The organism is Vagococcus sp. 211 (assembly GCF_056322705.1).
Window position 1 is genome coordinate 1,676,948 of the sequence record NZ_CM150475.1, and the last position, 21,274, is coordinate 1,698,221.

The 21,274-nt window shown below is 37.5% G+C and carries 16 protein-coding genes and 1 tRNA gene; 1 reads left to right on the plus strand and 16 read right to left on the minus strand.

Features of this window, described 5'->3' with window-relative positions; translation table 11 throughout:
• Window positions 1-2 precede the first annotated feature (2 nt).
• The 5 genes from tpiA to rpoN all read right to left on the minus strand — a co-directional run bounded on the left by tpiA (window position 3) and on the right by rpoN (window position 5,645).
• Window positions 3-758, minus strand: a complete 756-nt coding sequence (gene tpiA / locus ACVWM0_RS08115; RefSeq protein WP_476472137.1) for a triose-phosphate isomerase — start codon at window positions 756-758, stop codon at window positions 3-5.
• Between the two features lie 27 nt (window positions 759-785).
• Window positions 786-1,973 carry a phosphoglycerate kinase gene (locus ACVWM0_RS08120; protein WP_476472138.1) on the minus strand — a complete coding sequence of 396 codons (1,188 nt, stop codon included), beginning with the start codon at window positions 1,971-1,973 and terminating at the stop codon, window positions 786-788.
• A 94-nt stretch (window positions 1,974-2,067) separates the two neighbouring features.
• A complete protein-coding gene (gap, locus tag ACVWM0_RS08125; protein WP_476472139.1) occupies window positions 2,068-3,072 on the minus strand; it encodes a type I glyceraldehyde-3-phosphate dehydrogenase in 1,005 nt (334 codons plus the stop codon).
• Window positions 3,073-3,116: 44 nt separating this feature from the next.
• Entirely contained in the window at window positions 3,117-4,154 is a 1,038-nt protein-coding gene (locus ACVWM0_RS08130) for a sugar-binding transcriptional regulator (RefSeq protein ID WP_476472140.1), read from the minus strand.
• 165 nt (window positions 4,155-4,319) lie between these two features.
• The gene (gene rpoN, locus ACVWM0_RS08135) at window positions 4,320-5,645 is read right to left on the minus strand and encodes an RNA polymerase factor sigma-54 (RefSeq protein ID WP_476472141.1); all 1,326 of its coding nucleotides are present in this window, start codon (window positions 5,643-5,645) and stop codon (window positions 4,320-4,322) included.
• Between the two features lie 65 nt (window positions 5,646-5,710).
• Here rpoN and ACVWM0_RS08140 point away from each other — a divergent pair.
• Window positions 5,711-5,782, plus strand: a tRNA-Arg gene (locus ACVWM0_RS08140).
• A gap of 227 nt (window positions 5,783-6,009) precedes the next feature.
• Here ACVWM0_RS08140 and ACVWM0_RS08145 read toward each other — a convergent pair.
• The 11 genes from ACVWM0_RS08145 to ACVWM0_RS08195 all read right to left on the minus strand — a co-directional run bounded on the left by ACVWM0_RS08145 (window position 6,010) and on the right by ACVWM0_RS08195 (window position 21,256).
• A complete protein-coding gene (locus ACVWM0_RS08145) occupies window positions 6,010-7,011 on the minus strand; it encodes an ABC transporter permease (protein WP_476472142.1) in 1,002 nt (333 codons plus the stop codon).
• Window positions 7,012-7,034: 23 nt separating this feature from the next.
• On the minus strand, window positions 7,035-8,546 hold the full coding sequence (locus ACVWM0_RS08150; protein WP_476472143.1) for a sugar ABC transporter ATP-binding protein: 1,512 nt from the start codon (window positions 8,544-8,546) through the stop codon (window positions 7,035-7,037).
• Between the two features lie 30 nt (window positions 8,547-8,576).
• A complete protein-coding gene (locus tag ACVWM0_RS08155; RefSeq protein ID WP_476472144.1) occupies window positions 8,577-9,536 on the minus strand; it encodes a substrate-binding domain-containing protein in 960 nt (319 codons plus the stop codon).
• Window positions 9,537-10,614: 1,078 nt separating this feature from the next.
• Complete coding sequence (locus ACVWM0_RS08160; RefSeq protein ID WP_476472145.1) at window positions 10,615-12,039, minus strand: GntP family permease; 1,425 nt, start codon at window positions 12,037-12,039, stop codon at window positions 10,615-10,617.
• Between the two features lie 22 nt (window positions 12,040-12,061).
• Window positions 12,062-13,507 (minus strand): CoA-acylating methylmalonate-semialdehyde dehydrogenase, encoded by a 1,446-nt coding sequence (locus ACVWM0_RS08165; RefSeq protein ID WP_476472146.1) that lies wholly within the window; start codon window positions 13,505-13,507, stop codon window positions 12,062-12,064.
• Between the two features lie 52 nt (window positions 13,508-13,559).
• Window positions 13,560-14,744: an iron-containing alcohol dehydrogenase gene (locus tag ACVWM0_RS08170; RefSeq protein ID WP_476472147.1), complete on the minus strand. Its 1,185-nt coding sequence runs from the start codon at window positions 14,742-14,744 to the stop codon at window positions 13,560-13,562.
• A gap of 154 nt (window positions 14,745-14,898) precedes the next feature.
• Window positions 14,899-16,653 (minus strand): sigma 54-interacting transcriptional regulator, encoded by a 1,755-nt coding sequence (locus ACVWM0_RS08175; protein WP_476472148.1) that lies wholly within the window; start codon window positions 16,651-16,653, stop codon window positions 14,899-14,901.
• Window positions 16,654-16,860: 207 nt separating this feature from the next.
• Complete coding sequence (locus ACVWM0_RS08180) at window positions 16,861-17,634, minus strand: ABC transporter ATP-binding protein (protein ID WP_476472149.1); 774 nt, start codon at window positions 17,632-17,634, stop codon at window positions 16,861-16,863.
• 15 nt (window positions 17,635-17,649) lie between these two features.
• Window positions 17,650-18,702, minus strand: coding sequence for a taurine ABC transporter substrate-binding protein (locus ACVWM0_RS08185; RefSeq protein WP_476472150.1), 1,053 nt, complete (start codon window positions 18,700-18,702; stop codon window positions 17,650-17,652).
• The gene (locus tag ACVWM0_RS08190) at window positions 18,699-19,484 is read right to left on the minus strand and encodes an ABC transporter permease (RefSeq protein ID WP_476472151.1); all 786 of its coding nucleotides are present in this window, start codon (window positions 19,482-19,484) and stop codon (window positions 18,699-18,701) included. Before ACVWM0_RS08190 ends, ACVWM0_RS08185 begins: the two co-directional genes overlap by 4 nt.
• 68 nt (window positions 19,485-19,552) lie before the next feature.
• A complete protein-coding gene (locus ACVWM0_RS08195) occupies window positions 19,553-21,256 on the minus strand; it encodes an FAD-dependent oxidoreductase (protein WP_476472152.1) in 1,704 nt (567 codons plus the stop codon).
• Window positions 21,257-21,274 lie beyond the last annotated feature (18 nt).

Sequence of the window (21,274 nt, forward strand, 5' to 3'; positions counted from 1 at the left end):
AATTATTTAACAGCCTCCAATAAAGCTAAGAATGATTCAGCTTCTAAACTAGCGCCTCCAACTAATGCGCCATCTACGTTTTCTTTTGCCATATATTCTTTGATGTTTTCAGGTTTTACTGAACCACCGTATTGAATACGTACTTTACCAGCTACGTCATCGTTGTAAAGTTTTGCAACCGTTTGACGTACCACGCCACAGATGTCATCCGCAATGTTAGCATCTGCTGATTTACCTGTTCCGATTGCCCAGATTGGTTCATAAGCAATCACTAAGTTAGACACTTGTTCGTCTGTTAAGTCAGCTAAGCCTGCTGTAATTTGTCCTTCAATCCACTCAGCTGTTTTATTCGCTTCGTATGTTTCTAAAGACTCACCACAACAAAGAATAGGTGTCATACCATTGGCAATAATTGCTTTGGCTTTTTTGTTGATCATTTCGTCTGTTTCACCGAAATATTCACGACGTTCAGAGTGTCCAATAATTACATAGTCCACACCCAAGTCTGCTAAAGCGTAAGGTGAGTTTTCACCTGTAAAAGCACCACTGTTTTCGTAGTAGCTATTTTGTGCAGATACTTTTAAATCAGTTCCTTTAGCTGCTTCTACTAAGCTTGCTAAGAATAAGGTTGGTGCTCCAACCACTGAATCCACTGTATCATTTGATGGTACTTTATTTTTAACAGCTTCTGCAAAAGCTGCTGCTTCTGAAGCTGTTTTATTCATTTTCCAGTTACCTGCAATAATTGGTTTACGCATGTTAACGTCTCCTTCAAATTGTTTGTTTTATTTATCAGAAATAGCTTCTACACCTGGTAATTTTTTGCCTTCTAGGTATTCTAGAGACGCGCCACCACCTGTTGAAATATGTGTAAATTGGTCTGCATAGCCTAATTGAATCGCTGCGGCTGCAGAGTCACCACCACCGATAATGGTTGTTGCGTCTTCTAATTCAGCAATTGCTTCACAGACACCGATTGTGCCTTTAGCAAATGTTGGTAATTCAAAAACACCCATTGGTCCGTTCCATACAACGGTTTTAGCACCTTGTAATTCATTAGTGAATAACTCGATTGTTTTTGGTCCAATGTCTAGACCTTCTAATCCATCAGGAATATTACCTTCAAGAATCTCTGTTTTAGCATCATTACTAAACTCTGCTGCACATACAGTGTCCACAGGTAAGATCAGTTTATCCCCAGCTTTTTCTAGTAATTCTTTCGCTAGTTCCACTTTATCTAACTCAACAATAGAATCGCCAATCGTCATTCCACGAGCCACGTTAAACGTATAAGTCATACCGCCACCGATTAGAATTTTATCTGCTTTATCGATTAAGTTTTCAATCACGCCGATTTTATCTGATACTTTTGCCCCTCCTAAGATCGCCACGAATGGACGTTTAGGCTCGTCAACAGCGCCACCAATGAATGTGATTTCTTTATCCATTAAGTAACCAGCTGCTGATGGTAAGTTAGAAGCTATTCCAACGTTTGATGCATGTGCTCTATGAGCCGTACCAAACGCATCATTGATAAACACATCACCTAATGATGCCCAGTATTTACCTAATTCTGGATCGTTTTTGCTTTCTTTCTTGCCATCAATATCTTCAAAACGAGTGTTTTCAACAACCACAATATCTCCAGCTGCCATGTTATCAATCGCTTTTTCTAACTCAGCTCCACGTGTTTCAGCAATAAACGTTACCGGTCTTTCTAATAACTCTGATAAGCGTTTTGCCACAGGTTTTAATGATTTTCCGGCTTTATCTTCTTCTGTTTTAACACGTCCTAAATGAGAGAAAAGAATGGCTTTTCCACCATTGTTTACGATGTAATTAATTGTTGGTAAAGCTGCTACAATACGATTGTCGTTAGTAATTTCTCCATCTTTTAAAGGAACGTTAAAGTCCACACGTACTAATACTTTTTTGTCAGTTAGATTTAAATCTTCTATGATTTTTTTTGCCAAAATGAGTCATCCTCTCCAGTGGTTTAAAAAAAAGCGGGGAAGCGCGATTGCTTCCCCGCTCCTATCCATACTTCAAATTTAGTTAATGATAAAATTAAGCTAAGTTTGCGAAGTATTCTAATGTACGAACTAATTGAGCTGTGTATGACATTTCGTTATCATACCAAGCAACTGTTTTAACTAATTGTTTGTCGCCTACAGTCATAACTTTCGTTAAAGTAGCATCAAATAATGAACCGTAAGTCATACCTACGATATCTGATGATACAATTTCGTCTGTTGTGTAACCGTAAGATTCGTTAGCAGCTTTTTCCATTACAGCGTTGATTTCTTCAACTGTTACTGTTTTTTCTAAAACTGTTACTAATTCTGTTAATGAACCAGTTGCAACAGGAACACGTTGAGCAGCTCCGTCTAATTTTCCATTTAAGTCAGGAATTACTAAGCCGATAGCTTTAGCAGCACCTGTTGTATTTGGAATAATGTTTTCAGCAGCAGCACGGGCACGGCGGAAATCTCCACCACGGTGTGGTCCGTCTAAAGTCATTTGGTCACCTGTGTAAGCGTGGATTGTTGTCATTAATCCTTCAACAACACCAAAGTTTTTGTTTAATTCGTCTGCCATAGGTGCTAGACAGTTAGTAGTACATGACGCGCCTGAGATAACAGTTTCTTTACCAGTTAAGATTTCATGGTTAGTGTTGTAAACGATAGTTGGTACATCATTACCACCTGGTGCAGAAATAACAACACGTTTTGCTCCACCTTGTAAATGTAATTCAGCTTTTTCTTTAGATGTAAAGAATCCAGTACATTCTAAAACGATATCTACGCCTAATTCTCCCCAAGGTAATTCTGCTGGGTTAGAGTTAGCTAATACTTTAACTTCTTTACCGTTAACATTGAAGAAGCCATCGTGAACTTCTACATCACCATTGAAACGTCCTTGTGTAGTATCATATTTTAATAAATGAGCTAACATGTTTGCATCTGTTAAGTCATTAATTGCAACAACTTCTAATCCTTCAACTTCCTGAATACGACGGAATGCTAAGCGTCCGATACGTCCAAAACCATTAATTCCTACTTTAACTGTCATGTAAGATTTCCTCCTTTAGAAAATCGAAAAAAATTTATTTATTTTTAAAGAGTTTCCTCTTTTAAAATCTGATTAGCTAGTCCCTCATCTGTGACTAAGCACGTTTGATAAGGAGCGTTTTTACAATATGCTTCGATGGCTTTGGCTTTACTTTTGCCTCCAGCAACAGCGATAACATAAGGTATTTTTTCAAGGTCTTTTAATTGAAGACCAATCCGTGGTATTTTATGGACCACTTTGCCATGTTTGTCGAAGAAGTAACCAAAGGATTCAGCCACAGCGCCTCTGTTTGTCAGAGTTGCTAATTGCTCTTGAGTCATTCCTCTTCGTTTAGCCATATGTAGCGCTCGTCCAATACTGTGGATCACACAGTTGGCATTAGAGATAAGTCCTAATACTTTTTGGACTGTCGGTTCTTGGAGTAAATTCTCATACGTTTCAGGGCTTACTTGCTCTGGTACATATAATACTTTGAAATCTCCACCTGTTTTTTCAGCCATCATACCACTAATCGAATTTGCTTGAATATTAATTGTTTCGCCAACGCCACCTCGAGCTGGTACAAAGATATTGTGCCTCTTAGGTGTGTCTAACTTATGCATGTTGTTTGCGACTGTTTCCATTGTCGTTCCACCCATAACGGCGATAACATTCTCTCCGTTTGGTAGTTGACTGTCTAACATGTCCGATACAATACTACCGAAGTTATTTAATACTTTTGGTTCTTGATCGCTATCTCCTGTCACAATGACGCATTGCTCAATGTTTAGAGCTTTTGCTAACTGACGCCCTTTTACTTGGGTTTCAGAATATTGTTCCATAAACTCTTCTAATCCTTGATGGACCTCAAGTCCTTCATCTGTTAGAGTCATGCCACTTTTAGAGACATTAATCAAGTTCAATTGTTTTAAATACTCTGTCTCAGTTCGTAAACTGCGCTCAGTAATATCCATCTTCATTGCCAACGTTCGTCGGCCAACTGGTTGCATCCAGTAAATGGTTCTTAATATTCTAAAGCGTTGTTCTACGGTTTGCATCACATCAGGAGCGATTCGTTCTATCACTGCAATATCATGATCCATCGCGCTTGCTCCTTTTTGATGGTCGTTTATCGTCCCTTGTAGACATATAACGCCCCATCTCGTTTAAAAAAAGTAGGTTGATCAAAATAAAGTAGCTTTAATCTGTTTCAACCTTACGAATTCATTCTAACAAGAAAGTTTGTGTATTTCAAGTAAGATACTCAATTATTTTTTATCATAACGCTTTCTTTTCGCCGAAGAAGGAATATTCAACGCTTCACGATACTTTGCTACAGTCCGGCGTGACAACTCAAATTTTTGCGCCTTTAAAGCCTCTAGAATCTTCTGATCTGATAGAGGTTTCTCTTTATTTTCCTGATCAACAATCCCTTGTATTGCTTGCTTTATCGTACTTGTTGATACATCTTCTTCTCCTGTGACTTCCATCCCTGTCGTAAAAAAAGAGCGCAGTTCAAACACACCAAAAGTCGTTTCAAGAAACTTACCATTAATGCTACGACTCACTGTGGATTCATGAATATTTAAAGAACTTGAAATTTCTTTTAATCGCATTGGTTTTAGAGGTCTTGCGTCGTCTAAAAAGAAAGCTTGCTGCTTATGGACAATTTCTGTGGCAACTCTTAGGATAGTATCTCCTCTTTGTTCTACCCCTTTTTTTATCCAATCAAATTCTTGTTTCTTTTCTTTAAGGTACGCTTCAACTTCCTTATCTCCCGTTTGATTCATTTTATCAAAATAATGCTGCTGAAAACTTATTTTAGGTTGTGTTCGTTTAGTACTTAGTACTTCTATTGTGTCTCCTACAACTTTTACAATAATTTCCGGGTGGATGTATTGTTCTTCGTTCGAGCCAAATCTAGCACCAGGACTAGGGCTAAGGGTTTTAAGGTAATCAAATATTTCTTGTACTTCATATAAAGGAATGTCGTATTTTTTTTCGATGATTGCCCATTTTCTTTCAGCAAGTTCCTCAAACATCTCTTCTAATAACAAATAAGCTAAATTCGGTGCCTGTTCGTCTCTTTCTGTTTGAAGCATTAAGCACTCCCTTAAATCTCTCGCACCAACTCCTGCAGGTTCTAACATTTGAAGCAACGTCAACGCATCTAACATATCGATAGCTGTTGCACCAGTTAAACGAGCCGCTTCAGTTAAATCCAAGGTTAGGTAACCATTAATATCAATGTATTCTGTTAAAAATAAGACCCATTGTCTTAATTGCGTGTCTCTGTAATTCAGATGAATTTGATCAATCAAATATTCAAACAATGACTCTTCTTCATCTGGTATTTGGCTCATCCAATCCGTTTCAGACACATCATAACGTTGACTTTTTGAAGCTTCATAAGGTGCCTCATATTCTCCTGGTTCAATAGCCAATAAAGGATTTTCTAAACTTTTATTTTCTAAAAATGAGAGTAGGTCTTCTGCATTATATTGAAGCATTTGAATCGATTGCGTTAATTGTTGTGTCATAGCAAGCTTTTGCGTTTGTTTTTGTTGTTGACTCATTCTATGTTCAAAGCGCATAAAATCACCTTTCAATTCATCTTGATATTTCCGTATTTTTTGGTACACTAGTAAAGGAATACTTTGCGCCCTTAGTGTAGTGGATATCACACAAGATTCCGGTTCTTGAGACAGGGGTTCGATTCCCTTAGGGCGCGTTAGATAAACAAATTATATCATATCTTTTCTAGGTTGTAACACCTCTACCCGTCTAGTATCGGCACCACAACCTACTTATTTTAACTAATTGTAAAAAAAGCAACGTCACTAATGACCTTGCTTTTTTTATTTGTCTGTCAGAAGTTGTGAATAATCTGGCTCATGCTTTATTTCTAAAACAAAAAAATCTTCGCAAGCTGTTAATAGCTTACAAAGATTTTTTATTTTAAGCGCGTTTGTTTTTTCTCATGTCTAGTACAACGGCACCAATGATAATTAACCCTTGGATAATTTGTTGCACATAAGCATCGATTCCTAATAAAGTGAAACCGTTCGCTAATGTTCCTAAGATAAGAGCCCCTACAACAACGCCCCATACTTTACCAATACCACCACCGTGACTTGTACCACCAATCGTCGCTGCAGCAATAGCTGTTGTTTCAAACATTGTTCCTGCTGCTGGCTGGATAGAACCACCCGTTCTACCAATATAAATTAATGACGATAGACCAGCAAAGATACCTGAAATCATGTAGACTAATACAATGTTACGTTTTACTTTGATTCCTGAAATTTCAGCCGCTTCGACGTTACCACCGATAGCGTAAATACTTTTACCAAATGACGTGTAATTCATCAGCACCACCATAAAGGCGATAACAACCATATAAATCAACACTGGTACAGGTAAGAAACCAAATAAGCGGTCCCCGAAAATGTTCATCTCTGGGTTAATGTTACTAACAGGTTTTCCTTTTGAGACAAGTAACGCTGCCCCACGAATGGCAATCTGTGTACCTAAAGTTGCGATAAACGGCGGAATCCCTGTATACGCAATCAGTGAACCATTAATAATACCGATGATCCCACCAATAATTAAAGCTAATAAAATAGAAACCAAAATTGGTGCTTTCCCTACAGACGGGAAGATTTTATCTACCGCATCTTTTGTCTGACTAATTGTTCCTACCATAATACCTGAGAAAGCTAAAGTTGAACCAACAGACAAGTCAATCCCTTTTGATACTAATACAATGAATAATCCCAATGCCAAAATACCATAAATAGATGTTTGCGTTAATAAGTTCAAAATATTATTAAACGTTAAGAAGTTACTATTCAAACCTGATAAAACAATGAACATACCAATTAAGATAAATACAATTAAATATTCTTGTATAAATTTCTTCTTATCCATACCTGCAATTCCTGTTTTTTTATTTTCCATAATCGTCTCGTCTCCAATTACCTTTATTTAAAATCATTTTTTGTGCCGCTTGCGTAAGCCATCACTTCTTCTTGTGTTAGACCTTTGTTTTCTAAAATACCTGTTATTTCCCCTTCGTGCATAACAACAATTCGATCACTCATACCTAACACCTCTGGCAATTCAGAAGAAACCATTATGATACTTTTCCCTGTATAAGCCATTGTCGATATGTTTCTATGAATTTCAGCTTTTGCACCGACATCAATCCCTCGGGTAGGTTCGTCCAGTATTAATACTTCCGGCTTAGTTAATAACCATTTAGCAATCAATACTTTCTGTTGATTCCCACCACTTAAATTCATAATAGGTGTTTTAGATGACGCTGTTTTGACTTTTAATGTTTCAATGTAATTTTTTGACTCATCGTGTAATTGCTTGTTACTCACAAAACCAAATTTATTTTCAAATTGGTCCATTGAGCTAGATACGATGTTATATTCAACAGATAACATCGGGAAGATCCCTGTCTTACGACGATCTTCTGTTAAGAAGGCTAGTTTATTATTAACGGCATCATACGCATGTCTGTTGTGGATAAGTTCTCCGTTTAAGAAAACTTCTCCAGCGGTTTTATGACGAATACCAAAAATAGTTTCCATTAATTCAGATCGTCCAGCCCCAACAAGTCCAGCAAAGCCTAAGATTTCTCCTTCACGAACATCAAAAGAAATATCTTTAAAGTACTTACCATCAGATAACCCTTTTACTTGCAACTTAATGTCGCCAATATCCGTTTCGATTTTCGGGAACAATTGATCTAAGTCACGACCTACCATTAGGTTAATCATGTCTTCTTCTGTACAATCAGAAACTGATTTCTCTGTGACGTATTGCCCATCTCTGAAGACCGTTAACGTATCACACACAGCTTTAATCTCATCTAGTTTATGAGAGATATAGACAATACTTCTGTTTTCTGATTTTAATTGTTCGATAATTTTGTATAATTGTTTGATTTCTTTTTCTGTTAATGATGACGTTGGCTCATCCATGATGATAATTTTAGCATCATATGAAATAGCTTTAGCAATCTCAATCATTTGAATGGTAGCTACAGTTAAATCTTTCATTAACGTTTTAGGGTTCACATCTAAATTAATTCTTACTAATAAGTCTTTAGTCATTTGAGCCATTTTTTTATGATCAATCAAACCAAATTTATTTTTAGGCTCACGACCTAACCAAATATTTTCCATCACGCTTTTTTCCATAACAGGACTAAGCTCTTGGTGAATCATTGAAATCCCCATGTTTAGTGCTTGGATAACCGTGTAGTTTTCAATATACTTTCCATCAAACCAAACTTTACCAGATGTTGGTGTGTACATCCCGATGATACATTTCATCAAAGTAGATTTCCCCGCACCGTTTTCTCCAAGTAAGGCGTGGGCTTCCCCATACCTTACTTTTAGTTGAACGTTATCCAAAGCCTTCACACCAGGAAACTCTTTAGACATATCTTCAAGTCTTAATAAATACTCTTTATTATCCATAGGTACCCCTCTTCTACTTAGTTGTTATCCTTATTTTTTGAAATCAGCCACGTTTTCTTTCGTTACTAATTGGAATGGTACATACGTTACGTTTTCTTTTGGTTTTTCACCATCTAAGACTGTTTTAATAATTGATACAGCACCTTCACCTTGTCCAACACCATCTTGGAAAACTGTCGCTGATAATTCTTCTTTTTCTACAGCATCTAATGCATCAGGAATCGCATCTACACCAGTAACAATTAAGTCATTACGTTTGCTTTTCTTCGCTGCTTGTACGGCACCTAAAGCCATTTCGTCATTGTTTGCTACGATTGCTTTCAAATCATCACCATAAGTTGAAATCCAGTTTTCAGCGATAGTTAACGCTTTATCTCTTTGCCATTCAGCTGTTTCTTTGTTTAAAATTTCCATGTTAGGGTATTTTTCTTTCATGACTTGTTCCACACCAGCTGTTCTCTTCATTGCGCCTTCGTTTCCTAAGATACCCATTAATACAGCAATTTTACCTTCGCCGTCTAATTTCTCACCAATAAATTCCATTTGCATGATACCAGCTGTAATTTCTTCTGATCCAACGTAGTAAACATTTTCTGGCATTGTATCTTCTTTACCAGCGTATGGGTTTCTGTTCACGTAAACTAATGGAATGTTGGCATTTTGAGCCGCTTTAGTGATTGGCTCCATAGCACTTGTGTCCACAGGTACAACGATTAAGGCTTTCACGCCATTTTGAATTAATGTATTTACTTGATCTTGTTGAGAAATCAAATCTTCTTTAGCATTCTCAACTCTTACCTTAAATCCATTTTCTTTAGCAGCCTCTTGAGCACTCTCTAAAATGTATGTTTGGAATGTGTCATTTAAGTTGTTAATAGCGTAACCAATTTTTACATCTGAGCTATCTTTTTCTCCGCCACCACATGCAGCTAAACCAACTACTAATACAAGACCAAATGCCATCATAAGTGCTTTTTTAAATCGTTTCATGAAATTTTACCATCCTTTTTTATGTTTTTTTATCATTTCAAACTCTTTAATGCCTTGAACAACTGTGACGTCTTTTCATCTAAAACGGGCTTCCTTGCTTAATTAATAAGTCCTATCATTCTTTTTTGTTTTGTCTTCTATAGAATGAGTTACCTTAGACGTCTGGACGATACTTGACGCCTACTCATGGGTTTGTTTTTTTAATAACTAAGAATCATATAATAGCCACATGACTGTATTCATTCTTACTACTTTCATAAACCTGAGCTAAAATCGATGCCTTTAATGCTTTTGTTCTAAAAAGCATTAAATGAAATCGCTTTTATTTTTTTACTAACAAATACGTTTGCTACATCATCAGATCCACATGGTCGCTTTTCTCTATAATAGAAGATACGCCAACATGCTAAATCTGTTACTCTTAATATTTCCATCCTCCTCATCTCTTTTAACCAGTTTTAACCAAGATGTAGCTACTTTTTTGGTTAAGTTACTTACTTTTGTACTATAACATTACTTTATATACTCATTTTTGTCAACTTATAATTAGATTGTGATAAACTTATCTAACTTTTATTCACAAGTAATAGCTATGTAACATTTGTTCTTTTTACGAACGAACAAGTTATTATCTTTTTTCACAAAACAAACTGTAACCGTTGATATAATAACATATAGATTTTTAAAAATAGATACCCCTCTTCTATTTTCCATGAGGTAAAAAAACAAACCACAGTGTCCTGTTTGTTCATACTGCTCTTTTTCTCTAAAAAAATAAACCTATTATTTCTTTCTTTTTTTATCAATATGCTAAAAAAAGAGGGAGTTTAAGTCTTAAAAACCTTATTATTAACAACTAATCTATCCAAGTCATCCCTTTTTTTCACAACCAACAGCTAAACTTACTCAACAATACACCTAACTTACCCATTTTTAGGTAACTTACTCATTTTAAATCGTTTTAACTAAGAGAAGTTCCCATTCTCTCTATAAACCCAACAGTAGTTTTAAGCACATTTACTCTTTTTGTTCACTTATATAAACAAAAAAAGAAGAGCTTTCGCTCTCCTTACTGTATCTATACCCATCCTGTTAGATAATACACACCAATCACAACAATCACTCCTGTTGTTTTCAGTAATGTAATACCAAAGATGTCTTTGTATGCTTGTTTATGTGTTAATCCTGTCACTGATAACAAAGTAATAATAGCTCCGTTGTGTGGTAATGTATCCATTCCACCTGAAGCCATAGAAACAACTCTATGCACTACCGGTAACGGAATATTCGCTTCATTGGCCATTAAGATAAACTTATCACCCATCGCACTCAACGCAATACTCATACCACCTGAGGCAGATCCTGTGATACCTGCTAATACGTTAGTACTAACAGCTGCATTGGCAAGAGGGTTGGAAAAAGTATTTCCTAATCCGGTTTGAATAATCGCAAACCCTGGTAATGCTGCAATCACTCCGCCAAATCCATACTCTGATCCTGTATTCATTGAAGCAAGCAGAGCTCCTCCAACACTTGAATTAACGCCATCTTTGATTTCTGATAAAATGCTCGGGTTATAAAGAATTGTTGCAATAATACCTAATAATAACGCTAAAATAACCGACCAAACACCTAAAACCGTTTGGATTTCAATCACACCAAATTGGGCTAAACCAATATCTCCAAAATCAAAACCTGTTGGGTACCACTTAGGAATAAACGTTGTAAACAATTTATTCGATACACCTACTAACACAAGAGGAGCAAAGGCCATTACCTTTCTCATCGTGCTTTCTTCTTCTAATAATTCTTCTTGCTTCAATTGTTCAAAGGCAGCACGCTCAGCTTCTGATTTTTCACTATCAAAATACCCTTCACCTTGGGCTTTGTATTTTCTCGCCCGATTTTCTAAATAAAGCATTCCCACAACCAAGACATAAACAGAACCAATCAAACCTAAAATTGGGGCTGCATATAACGTTGTCCCAAAATAAGTAGTTGGAATAACGTTCTGGATTTGTGGTGTCCCTGGTAAGGCATCCATTGTAAAAGAAATCGCACCTAATGTGATCGTTGCTGGAATCAATCGTTTCGGAATGTCTGCAACCATGAATAATTTTTTAGCAAAAGGATAGACCGCAAAAGAAACCACAAACAAACTAACCCCGCTATAAGTTAAGATGGCACATAACAATACGATAGACAACATGGTTCTTTTTTCACCAATCAATTTAATGATTGTATTAGCAATAGACTCCGCCACGCCTGACATTTCTACTAATTTACCAAAAATTGCTCCCAGTAAAAATACTGGGAAGTAATTTTTGACAAATTCAACCATCTTCACCATAAAGATGTTGGAGTAAAAGGGTAAGATTTGACTCGGTGCAATAAACGCGACTGCTAAAAGGGCACAAAGTGGAGCAAATATAATCACAGAATGCCCCTTATAAGCGGTGTACATCAGTAAACCTAAAGCAATAAATATAATTAAGATATCCATAACTCCTTCACTCCTCTATGAATTAATACATTGCTGTAACCATTTTCTTTCTAGTATAGAAGTTAACCCCATCTTTACCATTCGCATGTAGATCTCCATAGAATGATTTTTTGTATCCTGAGAATGGGAAGAAGGCCATTGGAGCTGGAACACCTAAGTTAATACCTAACATACCTGAATCCATTGTGGTTCTAAAGATTCTCACTGCTTTAGCGCTGTCTGTATATAGACATGCCCCATTAGCAAAGTCTGATTGATTAGCTACAGCAATCCCTTCTTCAAGAGTCTCCACTCGAACAATCGATAAAACTGGGGCGAAAATTTCTTCTGCCCAAATCTTCATTCCTGGTTTAACATTGTCAAAGATCGTTGCTCCTAAGAAGTAGCCCTCTGAATCTGCCGCTTTGTCTTCTCGTCCGTCACGAATCAGTGTTGCCCCTTCAGAGATACCTGATTCAATGTACGATACTGTTTTGTCTTTATGTGTGTCTCTAATAACAGGTCCAAGGAACACATTGTCTTCTAAACCATTACCAATTACAATGTCATCTGCCGCAACTTTCAAACGTTCTACTAGCTCGTCTGCCACATCACCAACAACCACTACAACAGCTGCTGCCATACATCTTTCTCCAGCTGAACCAAATGCAGCTGCTGTAATGTTTTTGACGGTTAAATCTAAATCTGCATCCGGCATAACAATGGAATGGTTTTTTGCCCCTGCTAAAGCTTGTACCCGTTTGTCATGAGCCGCTGCTGTTCGGTACACATACTCCGCCACAGGTTGAGACCCTACAAAAGAGACCGCTTTTACTTTTTCATGGGTTAAAATACCATTTACCACATCATGCGCCCCGTGCACAATATTGAAGACACCATCTGGAAAACCAGCTTCTTTGGTTAACTCAGCTAAGCGATTCGCTAAAAGAGGGGTTCTTTCTGAAGGTTTCAAGATAAACGTATTCCCTGTTGCTAATGCCATTGGGAACATCCAACATGGTACCATCATCGGGAAGTTAAACGGCGTAATACCACCCACTACACCGATTGGGTAACGGTACATTCCTGATTCTACTCCTGTTGCGATATCTGGTAAATGTTCACCCATCATTAACGTTGGGGCACCTGCGGCAAATTCAACGTTCTCAATGCCTCGCTGCACTTCCCCTCTTGCTTCTGCTAAACTTTTTCCATTTTCAATGGTAATAATTTCAGCTAACTCTTCCCAGTGATCCACTAATAATTGTTGATACTTAAACATAATACGGGCACGACGAGGAACCGCTGTATTGCTCCAATCAACAAAAGCTTTGTCTGCTACTTCTACAGCTTTTTCAAAATCTGCTGAGTTAGAAATCGGCACTTGCGCTAATATCTCACCTGTCGCAGGATTTGGTACGTCCAAATACTCTGTTGATGTCGCTTCTACCCATTCACCGTTAATATAATTTTTTAATTTTTCTACCATGTTTAGTCAATCTCCTTTTAGTGTTTTTTTATGTTGTGTCACGCTATTTTTATTATTTTGTGGAAAAATCATAGTCATAACAAACTTTGTATAAGTCCATAATTTCTGCATGAGTTGGGACTTTCGGGTTATTTCCTGGGCTACCACTTGCTAAAGCATCCGTTGCCATTTTATCTACCATATTATTAAATTCTTCTTCGTTAATGCCCCAACCTTTCATGTTAGGAATGTCAAGGTTTAAGCATAAGGCTTTAATGGTTTCGATTAACTCATCTGTTAATTCTTCATCGGATTTACCTGCTGTGTTAACCACAATCAAGCGAGCCAATTCAGCAAGTTCAGTCGTTGCTTCTTCTCTCGTAAATTCCAATACAGCTGGAAGTAACATAGCATTGGATACACCATGTGGTACATGGAACAACGCGCCTATCGGACGACTCATCCCGTGAACCAATGTCACTGAAGCGTTTGAAAAGGCAATCCCTGCTTCCATCGCTGCAATTGATAGTTTTTCACGGGCAACCATGTCATCCCCATTTGTGTAAACTTGTTCGATATTTTGAATAATGCCTTGTACGGCACTTTTAGAAAAAATACGGGTCATTGGTTGTGCTTTTTTAGAAATATAAGCTTCCATCGCATGACATAAAGCATCAATCCCTGTTGCTGCTGTGACATGTTTTGGTGCTGATACAGTTAGTAAAGGATCAACAATCGCTACTTTAGGTAAGAATGCGTGTTGTTTAATCATCATCTTAATGTCTTCTTTAGTATTCGTAATCACCGTTACGTCTGTTGCTTCTGATCCTGTTCCTGCCGTTGTTGGAATAGCAATTAGCGGGATTGGCGTTTCTTTTACTAAGGTTTTACCACCCATGTAATCACCAACGTACCCACCATTTGTGGCTACTACTGATACTGCCTTAGCCGTATCAATACAACTACCTCCACCAATCGTGACAATCACATCTGCTTCAAATGAACGACAGATAGCTAACGCTTCATCCACAAACAGGTCTGTGGGTTCTGTATTACAATCTAGGTAATAATCCACTGAAAGACCAGCATCTTTCAATAGTTTTGTACAAGTATCAACATTTCCAATCTTCTCCATAATGCGGTCACTTATAATTAAAGCTTTGCTACCTTCTTTACTCGCGATATCACCAAGTTGTTGCAGGGCATCTGCTCCGTAAACAATATGGTTTGGCATTTCGAATTTGTAAACATTAGTCATTCTTGTTTCCTCCTTAGTTTGTTTTACACTTCTCTATAAAGCAATTACCGTGCCAAAAAGAAAAACGCTTGGTATGTAAGCGTTTTAGTTTTCGTTATTAAAAAATGTGTTCAGTTTGTGTACAACTGACTACACAACTTTGTGTAATTTGTGATCACTCTGCTAATTGATATTTTTTGATTTTATCGTATAAGGTATTACGAGTCACATTAAGTTCTCTGGCGACTGCACTTTTATTGTAATGATATTTCACTAACAATTCTTCAATCAACACCATTTCTTGCTCTTCTACCAAGGTGAGTTGTTGTTCTCTGTTAGCTAATTTTCGTTCTCTATCACTGCACCGAATCTCCTCAGGCAAATGGTGGTATGTGATGACAGGTTCATCAACTAACGCAACAAGAGCTTCACAAACATTCAATAATTGTCTGATATTACCTGGCCAGTGGTACTCAGACATGGCTGTCATTGCTTTGGCGTCTACCATTTTAATTGGCGTATTGAAATTTTCACAAAAACGCTCCACGAAGGTCTTGATAAACAAAGGTAAATCCTCTTCTCGGTCTTTCAAATCAGGTAAATGGAGCGGAATAACGTTGATTCTGTAATACAAATCCTCTCTAAAATTGCCGTCTTTAATCATTTGTTTCAAGTTCCTGTGAGTGGCACTAATGATTCGAACATTGATTTTCTTCTGTTCAGTGGACCCTACTTTTTCGATCGTCCGCTCTTGTAGCACCCGCAATAGTTTTGCTTGCAAATGAAGAGGCATATCCCCAATCTCATCCAAAAAGACGGTTCCTCCTTCAGCCACTTCAAATTTACCAATTTTTCCACCCATGCGAGCATCCGTAAAGGCCCCTTCTTCGTACCCGAATAATTCAGACTCCAGTAGGTTTTCTGGTATAGCTGAGCAATTCACACAAACAAATTTCCCCTGGTCATAAGAACTCATGTTATGAATCGCTTGGGCAAATACTTCTTTCCCAGTACCACTGCTGCCTGATATAAACACATTGGACGGACAAGCTGCCGCTTTTCGCGCTCGTTCTTTGGCCTGATTGATAAGGGGGGAACGCCCTAATATACTATCTAAAATCCGATTTTCTTTGTAATTTTTTCCATTGTCTTTGTCATTGTTATTCAGATTCACTCGAGAATAAATTTCTTGCATCTCTGATATGTTCTTAAAGACCAACATCCCAATAGCACCGACAGCCTTATTATTCTTCATAATAGGAATCCGGTGAACAATTAAATCCATCCCAGATATCCGCTGAACATGTCCTCTTTCTTCCACCCCTGTTCTGGCAATTTCATCTAATTTGGTGTTTTCAATCACATCCACGACTTTAAGCCCCATCACATCGTCTCGTTTACGATTAATAATCTGGCAATAAGCTTCGTTAATCTCTTGAATATATCCTTCACCATCTACCACAACAATGCCTTCATAAGCTGTATCTAAAACTTGCTTCAACGTTTCTGCAGAATCAATTTTCCTTTCTGCTTTTTCTAATAAAGAAGCATTGGCTCTGATAATATCTGTTCGTGTCATAATGCCAACAAGATACCCCTCATTATCTACAACAGGTAGACAGCCACCTTTTAATTTGGCTGCATCACTCACTGTTTCTAGCGGATGAATCGTTTCGCAGTCACGCATCATGATGTCTTGTACTGCCATATTAAACACTGAAGGATTGGAGATATAATTCATGATTACCGTTTTAGAAATCAACCCTAAAAAATGGTGGCAGTCGTCCACAACTGGAATACCAAAAATAGTATTGTTATCTAATATTTCAATCGCTTCTCTGACAGAAGCAGTATTCCTAACAAAAATAACTTGTTGTGTCATCCAATTAGACACGGGATCCTTATTAATTTTTGGCATCATTTCTAGCATATTAATAACCTCCACATTCACTTACCTATTTTTGTACCGTCATTCTCATCTTACTGCCTTCAATTATATTTATAAAGCGCTTACTAATCAACGGTTATTTTTAATAAGATGTTTATTTAGTACAACATAGGCTCAAGGCATTTTTGGATAAAAAAAGAAACCTATCTTTTACTGGACATTCTCTCGGTAAAAAATAGGCTTCTAAAATTAGACAATATAGTTTAATAAGGTTAATTTATCTTCTTGGAATTGTGGGTCTTCTTCTGGGAAATACGTCGGGTCTTGATACATCTTGTCACTATAGCTCGTTTGATGTTCATAAATAATCTTGCCGGGATTTTTTGACATAACCAAGACACGTGTCCCTAGTTTCAATGCTTCTTCAATGTCGTGAGTGATTAAGAAAATGGTTCGTTTACCGTCTTTCCAAATCCTGCGTAACATTGTTTGCATGCTGGTTCTTGTAATCGCATCTAAAGCACTAAAGGGTTCATCCATTAAAATCACTTCTGGCTGATTAATTAAAACTCGGGCAATTGATACACGTTGCTTCATTCCTCCAGATAACTCGAAAGGATACGAATTTTCAAATTCTAGAAGTCCGACTTCTTTTAAATACTGTTTGGTTAGTTTTTCTATCTCAGGTTTTGGTATCTTCTGGACAGTTGGGCCGTAAGCGATATTTTTCTTCACTGTTAACCAAGGATATAAAAGAGAGGATTGGAACACAACCCCTCGACTCTTATCTGGTCCTTTAATGGGTTCTCCATCCATTAAACATTCTCCATAAGTTGGGGATAAATAACCCGCAATCATTTTTAGCAGGGTACTTTTTCCACAACCAGAAGGCCCTACAATACAGACAAATTCATTATGATTAATGGTTAAGTTAACATCTTCAATCACCTGAAGTGATTCATTAGGTGTTTTGAAAACTTGAGAAATTTGATTCATTGTGATGATTGGTTGCGTTGTTGTCATTGTCAGGCACTCCTTTTACTCATTCTTTTTAATGGCACCCTCAATAAATTTAGGTTGAATGAACGACTGAATCTCTTCTTTACTTGGTACATGTTGAATAGCGCCTTGCTCATTCAAGAAGACACCGGTATCATAGAACACTTGATTAAAATGACCAGGTGCACTCTCCGTTCCTAAATAATCTTTAGAGATTTCCTCTTCCAAACTTAACCAGGTTGTCCCTTGCATTTGTCTCAGTGCTTCTTCTTTTGTAATACCTAATTCTTTCGCCGCAGCTTCTGCAGCTTTGTCAGGTTCTGTGTGGTACATGGTAACGCCTTTATTTAGCGCCAACAAATAATCTTCCACAAGCTCCGGATATTTCTCTGCAAACTCTTCGTGAACCAAATCAATGTTCACTGTCATGTAACCTTTTTCTGCAAGTTCTTTACTATTTATTAAAACATCCCCTGTTTCTTGTAAAGTAGACAATGTCGGTTCCCAAGTATAGGCCGCGTCAATATCTCCTCGCTCCCAGGCTGCGACAATTTCACTGGTTTGCATGTCTAACAAGGTCACATCTTTATCAATTCCCGCTTCTTTTAGTACTTGCAATAAACTAAAATGTGACGTGGAACTAAATGGCGTTGCAATTTTTTTTCCTTTTAACTCTTTGACTTCTTTAATGTTTAATGATTTTTGGGCCACGAGCGCTTCATTATCCCCTAATACTTCATGGATCCAAATCAACTTAACAGGAAGTTCTGTGGCTAAAGCCACTACCCCGTTAGTATAACCCATCTCTGCAAAATCAATCCCTCCTGAAGACAAGGCTTGATTCGCCGACACTCCTGAATCAAAGAACATAAATTTTGTTTTGATGCCTTTATCCGCAAAATACGTATCAAAATAGTTTTCTGCAATGGCTACTTGTTTATCATTAGGTACTCGTATAATACCAATTCGCACCTCTTTCGGTAAATCTGTGTCACTGGTTTTTTTGTCCCCACAACTGACTAACAAAAGACATACTCCCAGTAACATCAACCATCCCATTAGACTAGTCTTACTTGTTTTTCTCTTTATCATAGCATCTCTTTCCCCTTCCAAAAGACCACTTTTTCTTCGAGTTTTCTTAGGCCAAAATCAATAAGTAAGCCTGTTATTCCCATAATAATAATACCCACAAACATCACATCACTCTTCAAGTAACGAGAGGCATCAATTACCATCCAACCGATACCACTTGTGGCAGCAATCATTTCAGCTGAAACAAGAGTGGTATAAGCCACACCTACCGCTGTTCTTAAACCGACAAATAAATCAGGCAAACAACTTGGTAACACCACTGTAAAAAAGATATCTTTCTTAGTAGCACCCAAAGATTGGGCATTATGAATATAATCCGGATTAATTTTTCCAACCGCAGACACACAAGATAAGTATATGGGTGCAAAAGCTGCTAGAAATAATAAAGTTATTTTTGACGACTCATCAATTCCTAGCCATAAAATAAGCAAGGTATAGTAAGCAAGGGGTGGTAACGGTCGATAAAATTGGACAATTGAATCTATAATAGCTCTAAAACGATCGAAATACCCACTCAACAAACCTAATGGAATTGCTGTTAGTAATGCTAATAAGGAAGATATCGTTAATCGATACATACTAATACCGATGTGTTCCCAGAAACTAATGCCATTGTAACCATCTGTTAAAATTGATAGAAACGTTTTGACAACTTGTACTGGAGATGGAACAAGGCGAGATGAGACAATCCCTGTTTCAGTCGTAATAAACCATACGGCTATGATGGTAATCCATGTACCGTACGTATAGATTGATAGTCGTTTATTTTTTTCTTTATCCATGGTTTTCCAACTCCATTTTATTTTTAGAAAAAGGGCACAAGCGTTATGCCGATGCCCTTTTCATTTTTTTATAGTAAATCGAAACGGTATTTTGTCACTAATGGTTCACGTTTTAAGTTTTGGTCGTTGTAATATTCGTACATACATAGACCTAAGAACGATCCCATTAAGTTTGATACGTTGTTAAAGCCACGCATTTGTAACGCTTTAACCATGTTGTAACTACGTTGACTTGATAAACAGTGAACGTAAACTGGTTTATCTGTTGGTATCTCATCCAAACGCTCTCTGAATTCACTGAATGGAATGCTTACAGCGTTTCTGATATGTCCTTCTGCAAACTCGTGTGGTTCTCGTGCATCAATAATGAAAGCATCGTTTTCTACTAAGTCACGAATTTCTGTGACTGGCACTTGTTTGTATTCACCATTTAATACGTTAAGTCCAACTAAAGCTGCCATGTTCACCACATCTTTGGCTGTACCAAACATTGGTGAGTATGATAATTCTAACTCTTTCAAATCTTCTAAATTAGCATGGTTCATAATCATTGTAGCGATAACGTCAATGCGTTTGTCCACATTTCCTTCACCCATTGCTTGTGCTCCTAAAATTTGCCCAGAAGGATCAGCAAAAATCAGTTTGAAGAATAATGGGCGTGCATTTGGCATTAAACCTACTTTGTCTTTTGGAATCACATAAGCTGTTTGATAAGCAATGCCTTCTCTTTGACAATCTTTTTCGTTTAAACCAGTTGAAGCAGCGTTCATTTCGAAACATTGAATAACTGATGAGCCAATAACCCCTGTGTTACGGTATGTTTTACCATACATATGATCTGCTGCAGCACGTGCTTGACGTTGTGCTGGTCCAGCTAAGGTTAAACGAGTTGGTTTTTGTGTGATGAAATGTGTCACTTCAATCGCATCTCCGACTGCATACACGTGAGGTGCTGATGTTTGGTAATGATGATTCACTTTAATACCACCTGTTACACCAATTTCAAGTCCAGCTGATTTAGCCAATGAAATTTCTGGTGTCACACCAATGGCCATAATAACTGCTTTAGCCGGTACTTCACGACCTGATGCTAAAACAACGCGGTCTGAAAAGATTTCTTGAACCCCATCTTCTAACACTAAATTCACATTATTATCAATGATTTCTTTGTGTAAAATTTGAGCCATATCGTAGTCAAATGGTGCCATTACTTGGTCAGCCGCTTCAACAATCGTAACGTTTTTGCCAGCCATTTGTAAGTTTTCTGCTACTTCGATACCAATAAATCCAGCACCTACAACAACAACGTCATTAATGTTGTTTGTATCAATGTATTTTTTGATGCTATCAATATCTGGTACATTACGTACAGTAAAGACATGATCTGATCCAATGCCCTTAATGCTCTTAGGTAGGATTGGGTTAGCTCCTGGTGATAACATTAACTCATCATAAGCTTCCACTTTTTCTTCACCTGTTAAAACGTTCTTAACCGTGATTGTTTTATCTTCTGGGTGAATTTCTGTGACTTCATGGTTCACACGAGCGTCAATATTATATTGTTTGTGGAATACTTGTGGTGTCATTAGAACTAAATCGTCCGCTTCTTTCACCGCACCGCTTAAATGGAAAGGTAATGCACAGTTTGAGAATGACACGAAAGGCCCTCTTTCAAACATGATAATTTCTGCAAACTCATCAATTCTTCTTACTCTTGCCGCCGTTGACGCTCCACCAGCTACGCCACCAACAATTAATATACGTTTACTCATTTACATCATTCCTCCTAA

Excerpts from the sequence above, each read along its gene's own strand:
- tpiA (WP_476472137.1), bottom strand. The coding sequence starts at position 758 with ATGCGTAAACCAATTATTGCAGGTAACTGGAAAATGAATAAAACAGCT.
- gap (WP_476472139.1), bottom strand. The coding sequence starts at position 3,072 with ATGACAGTTAAAGTAGGAATTAATGGTTTTGGACGTATCGGACGCTTA.
- ACVWM0_RS08130 (WP_476472140.1), bottom strand. The coding sequence starts at position 4,154 with ATGGATCATGATATTGCAGTGATAGAACGAATCGCTCCTGATGTGATG.
- rpoN (WP_476472141.1), bottom strand. The coding sequence starts at position 5,645 with ATGCGCTTTGAACATAGAATGAGTCAACAACAAAAACAAACGCAAAAG.
- ACVWM0_RS08145 (WP_476472142.1), bottom strand. The coding sequence starts at position 7,011 with ATGGAAAATAAAAAAACAGGAATTGCAGGTATGGATAAGAAGAAATTT.
- ACVWM0_RS08150 (WP_476472143.1), bottom strand. The coding sequence starts at position 8,546 with ATGGATAATAAAGAGTATTTATTAAGACTTGAAGATATGTCTAAAGAG.
- ACVWM0_RS08155 (WP_476472144.1), bottom strand. The coding sequence starts at position 9,536 with ATGAAACGATTTAAAAAAGCACTTATGATGGCATTTGGTCTTGTATTA.
- ACVWM0_RS08160 (WP_476472145.1), bottom strand. The coding sequence starts at position 12,039 with ATGGATATCTTAATTATATTTATTGCTTTAGGTTTACTGATGTACACC.
- ACVWM0_RS08165 (WP_476472146.1), bottom strand. The coding sequence starts at position 13,507 with ATGGTAGAAAAATTAAAAAATTATATTAACGGTGAATGGGTAGAAGCG.
- ACVWM0_RS08170 (WP_476472147.1), bottom strand. The coding sequence starts at position 14,744 with ATGACTAATGTTTACAAATTCGAAATGCCAAACCATATTGTTTACGGA.
- ACVWM0_RS08175 (WP_476472148.1), bottom strand. The coding sequence starts at position 16,653 with ATGCTAGAAATGATGCCAAAAATTAATAAGGATCCCGTGTCTAATTGG.
- ACVWM0_RS08180 (WP_476472149.1), bottom strand. The coding sequence starts at position 17,634 with ATGACAACAACGCAACCAATCATCACAATGAATCAAATTTCTCAAGTT.
- ACVWM0_RS08185 (WP_476472150.1), bottom strand. The coding sequence starts at position 18,702 with ATGATAAAGAGAAAAACAAGTAAGACTAGTCTAATGGGATGGTTGATG.
- ACVWM0_RS08190 (WP_476472151.1), bottom strand. The coding sequence starts at position 19,484 with ATGGATAAAGAAAAAAATAAACGACTATCAATCTATACGTACGGTACA.
- ACVWM0_RS08195 (WP_476472152.1), bottom strand. The coding sequence starts at position 21,256 with ATGAGTAAACGTATATTAATTGTTGGTGGCGTAGCTGGTGGAGCGTCA.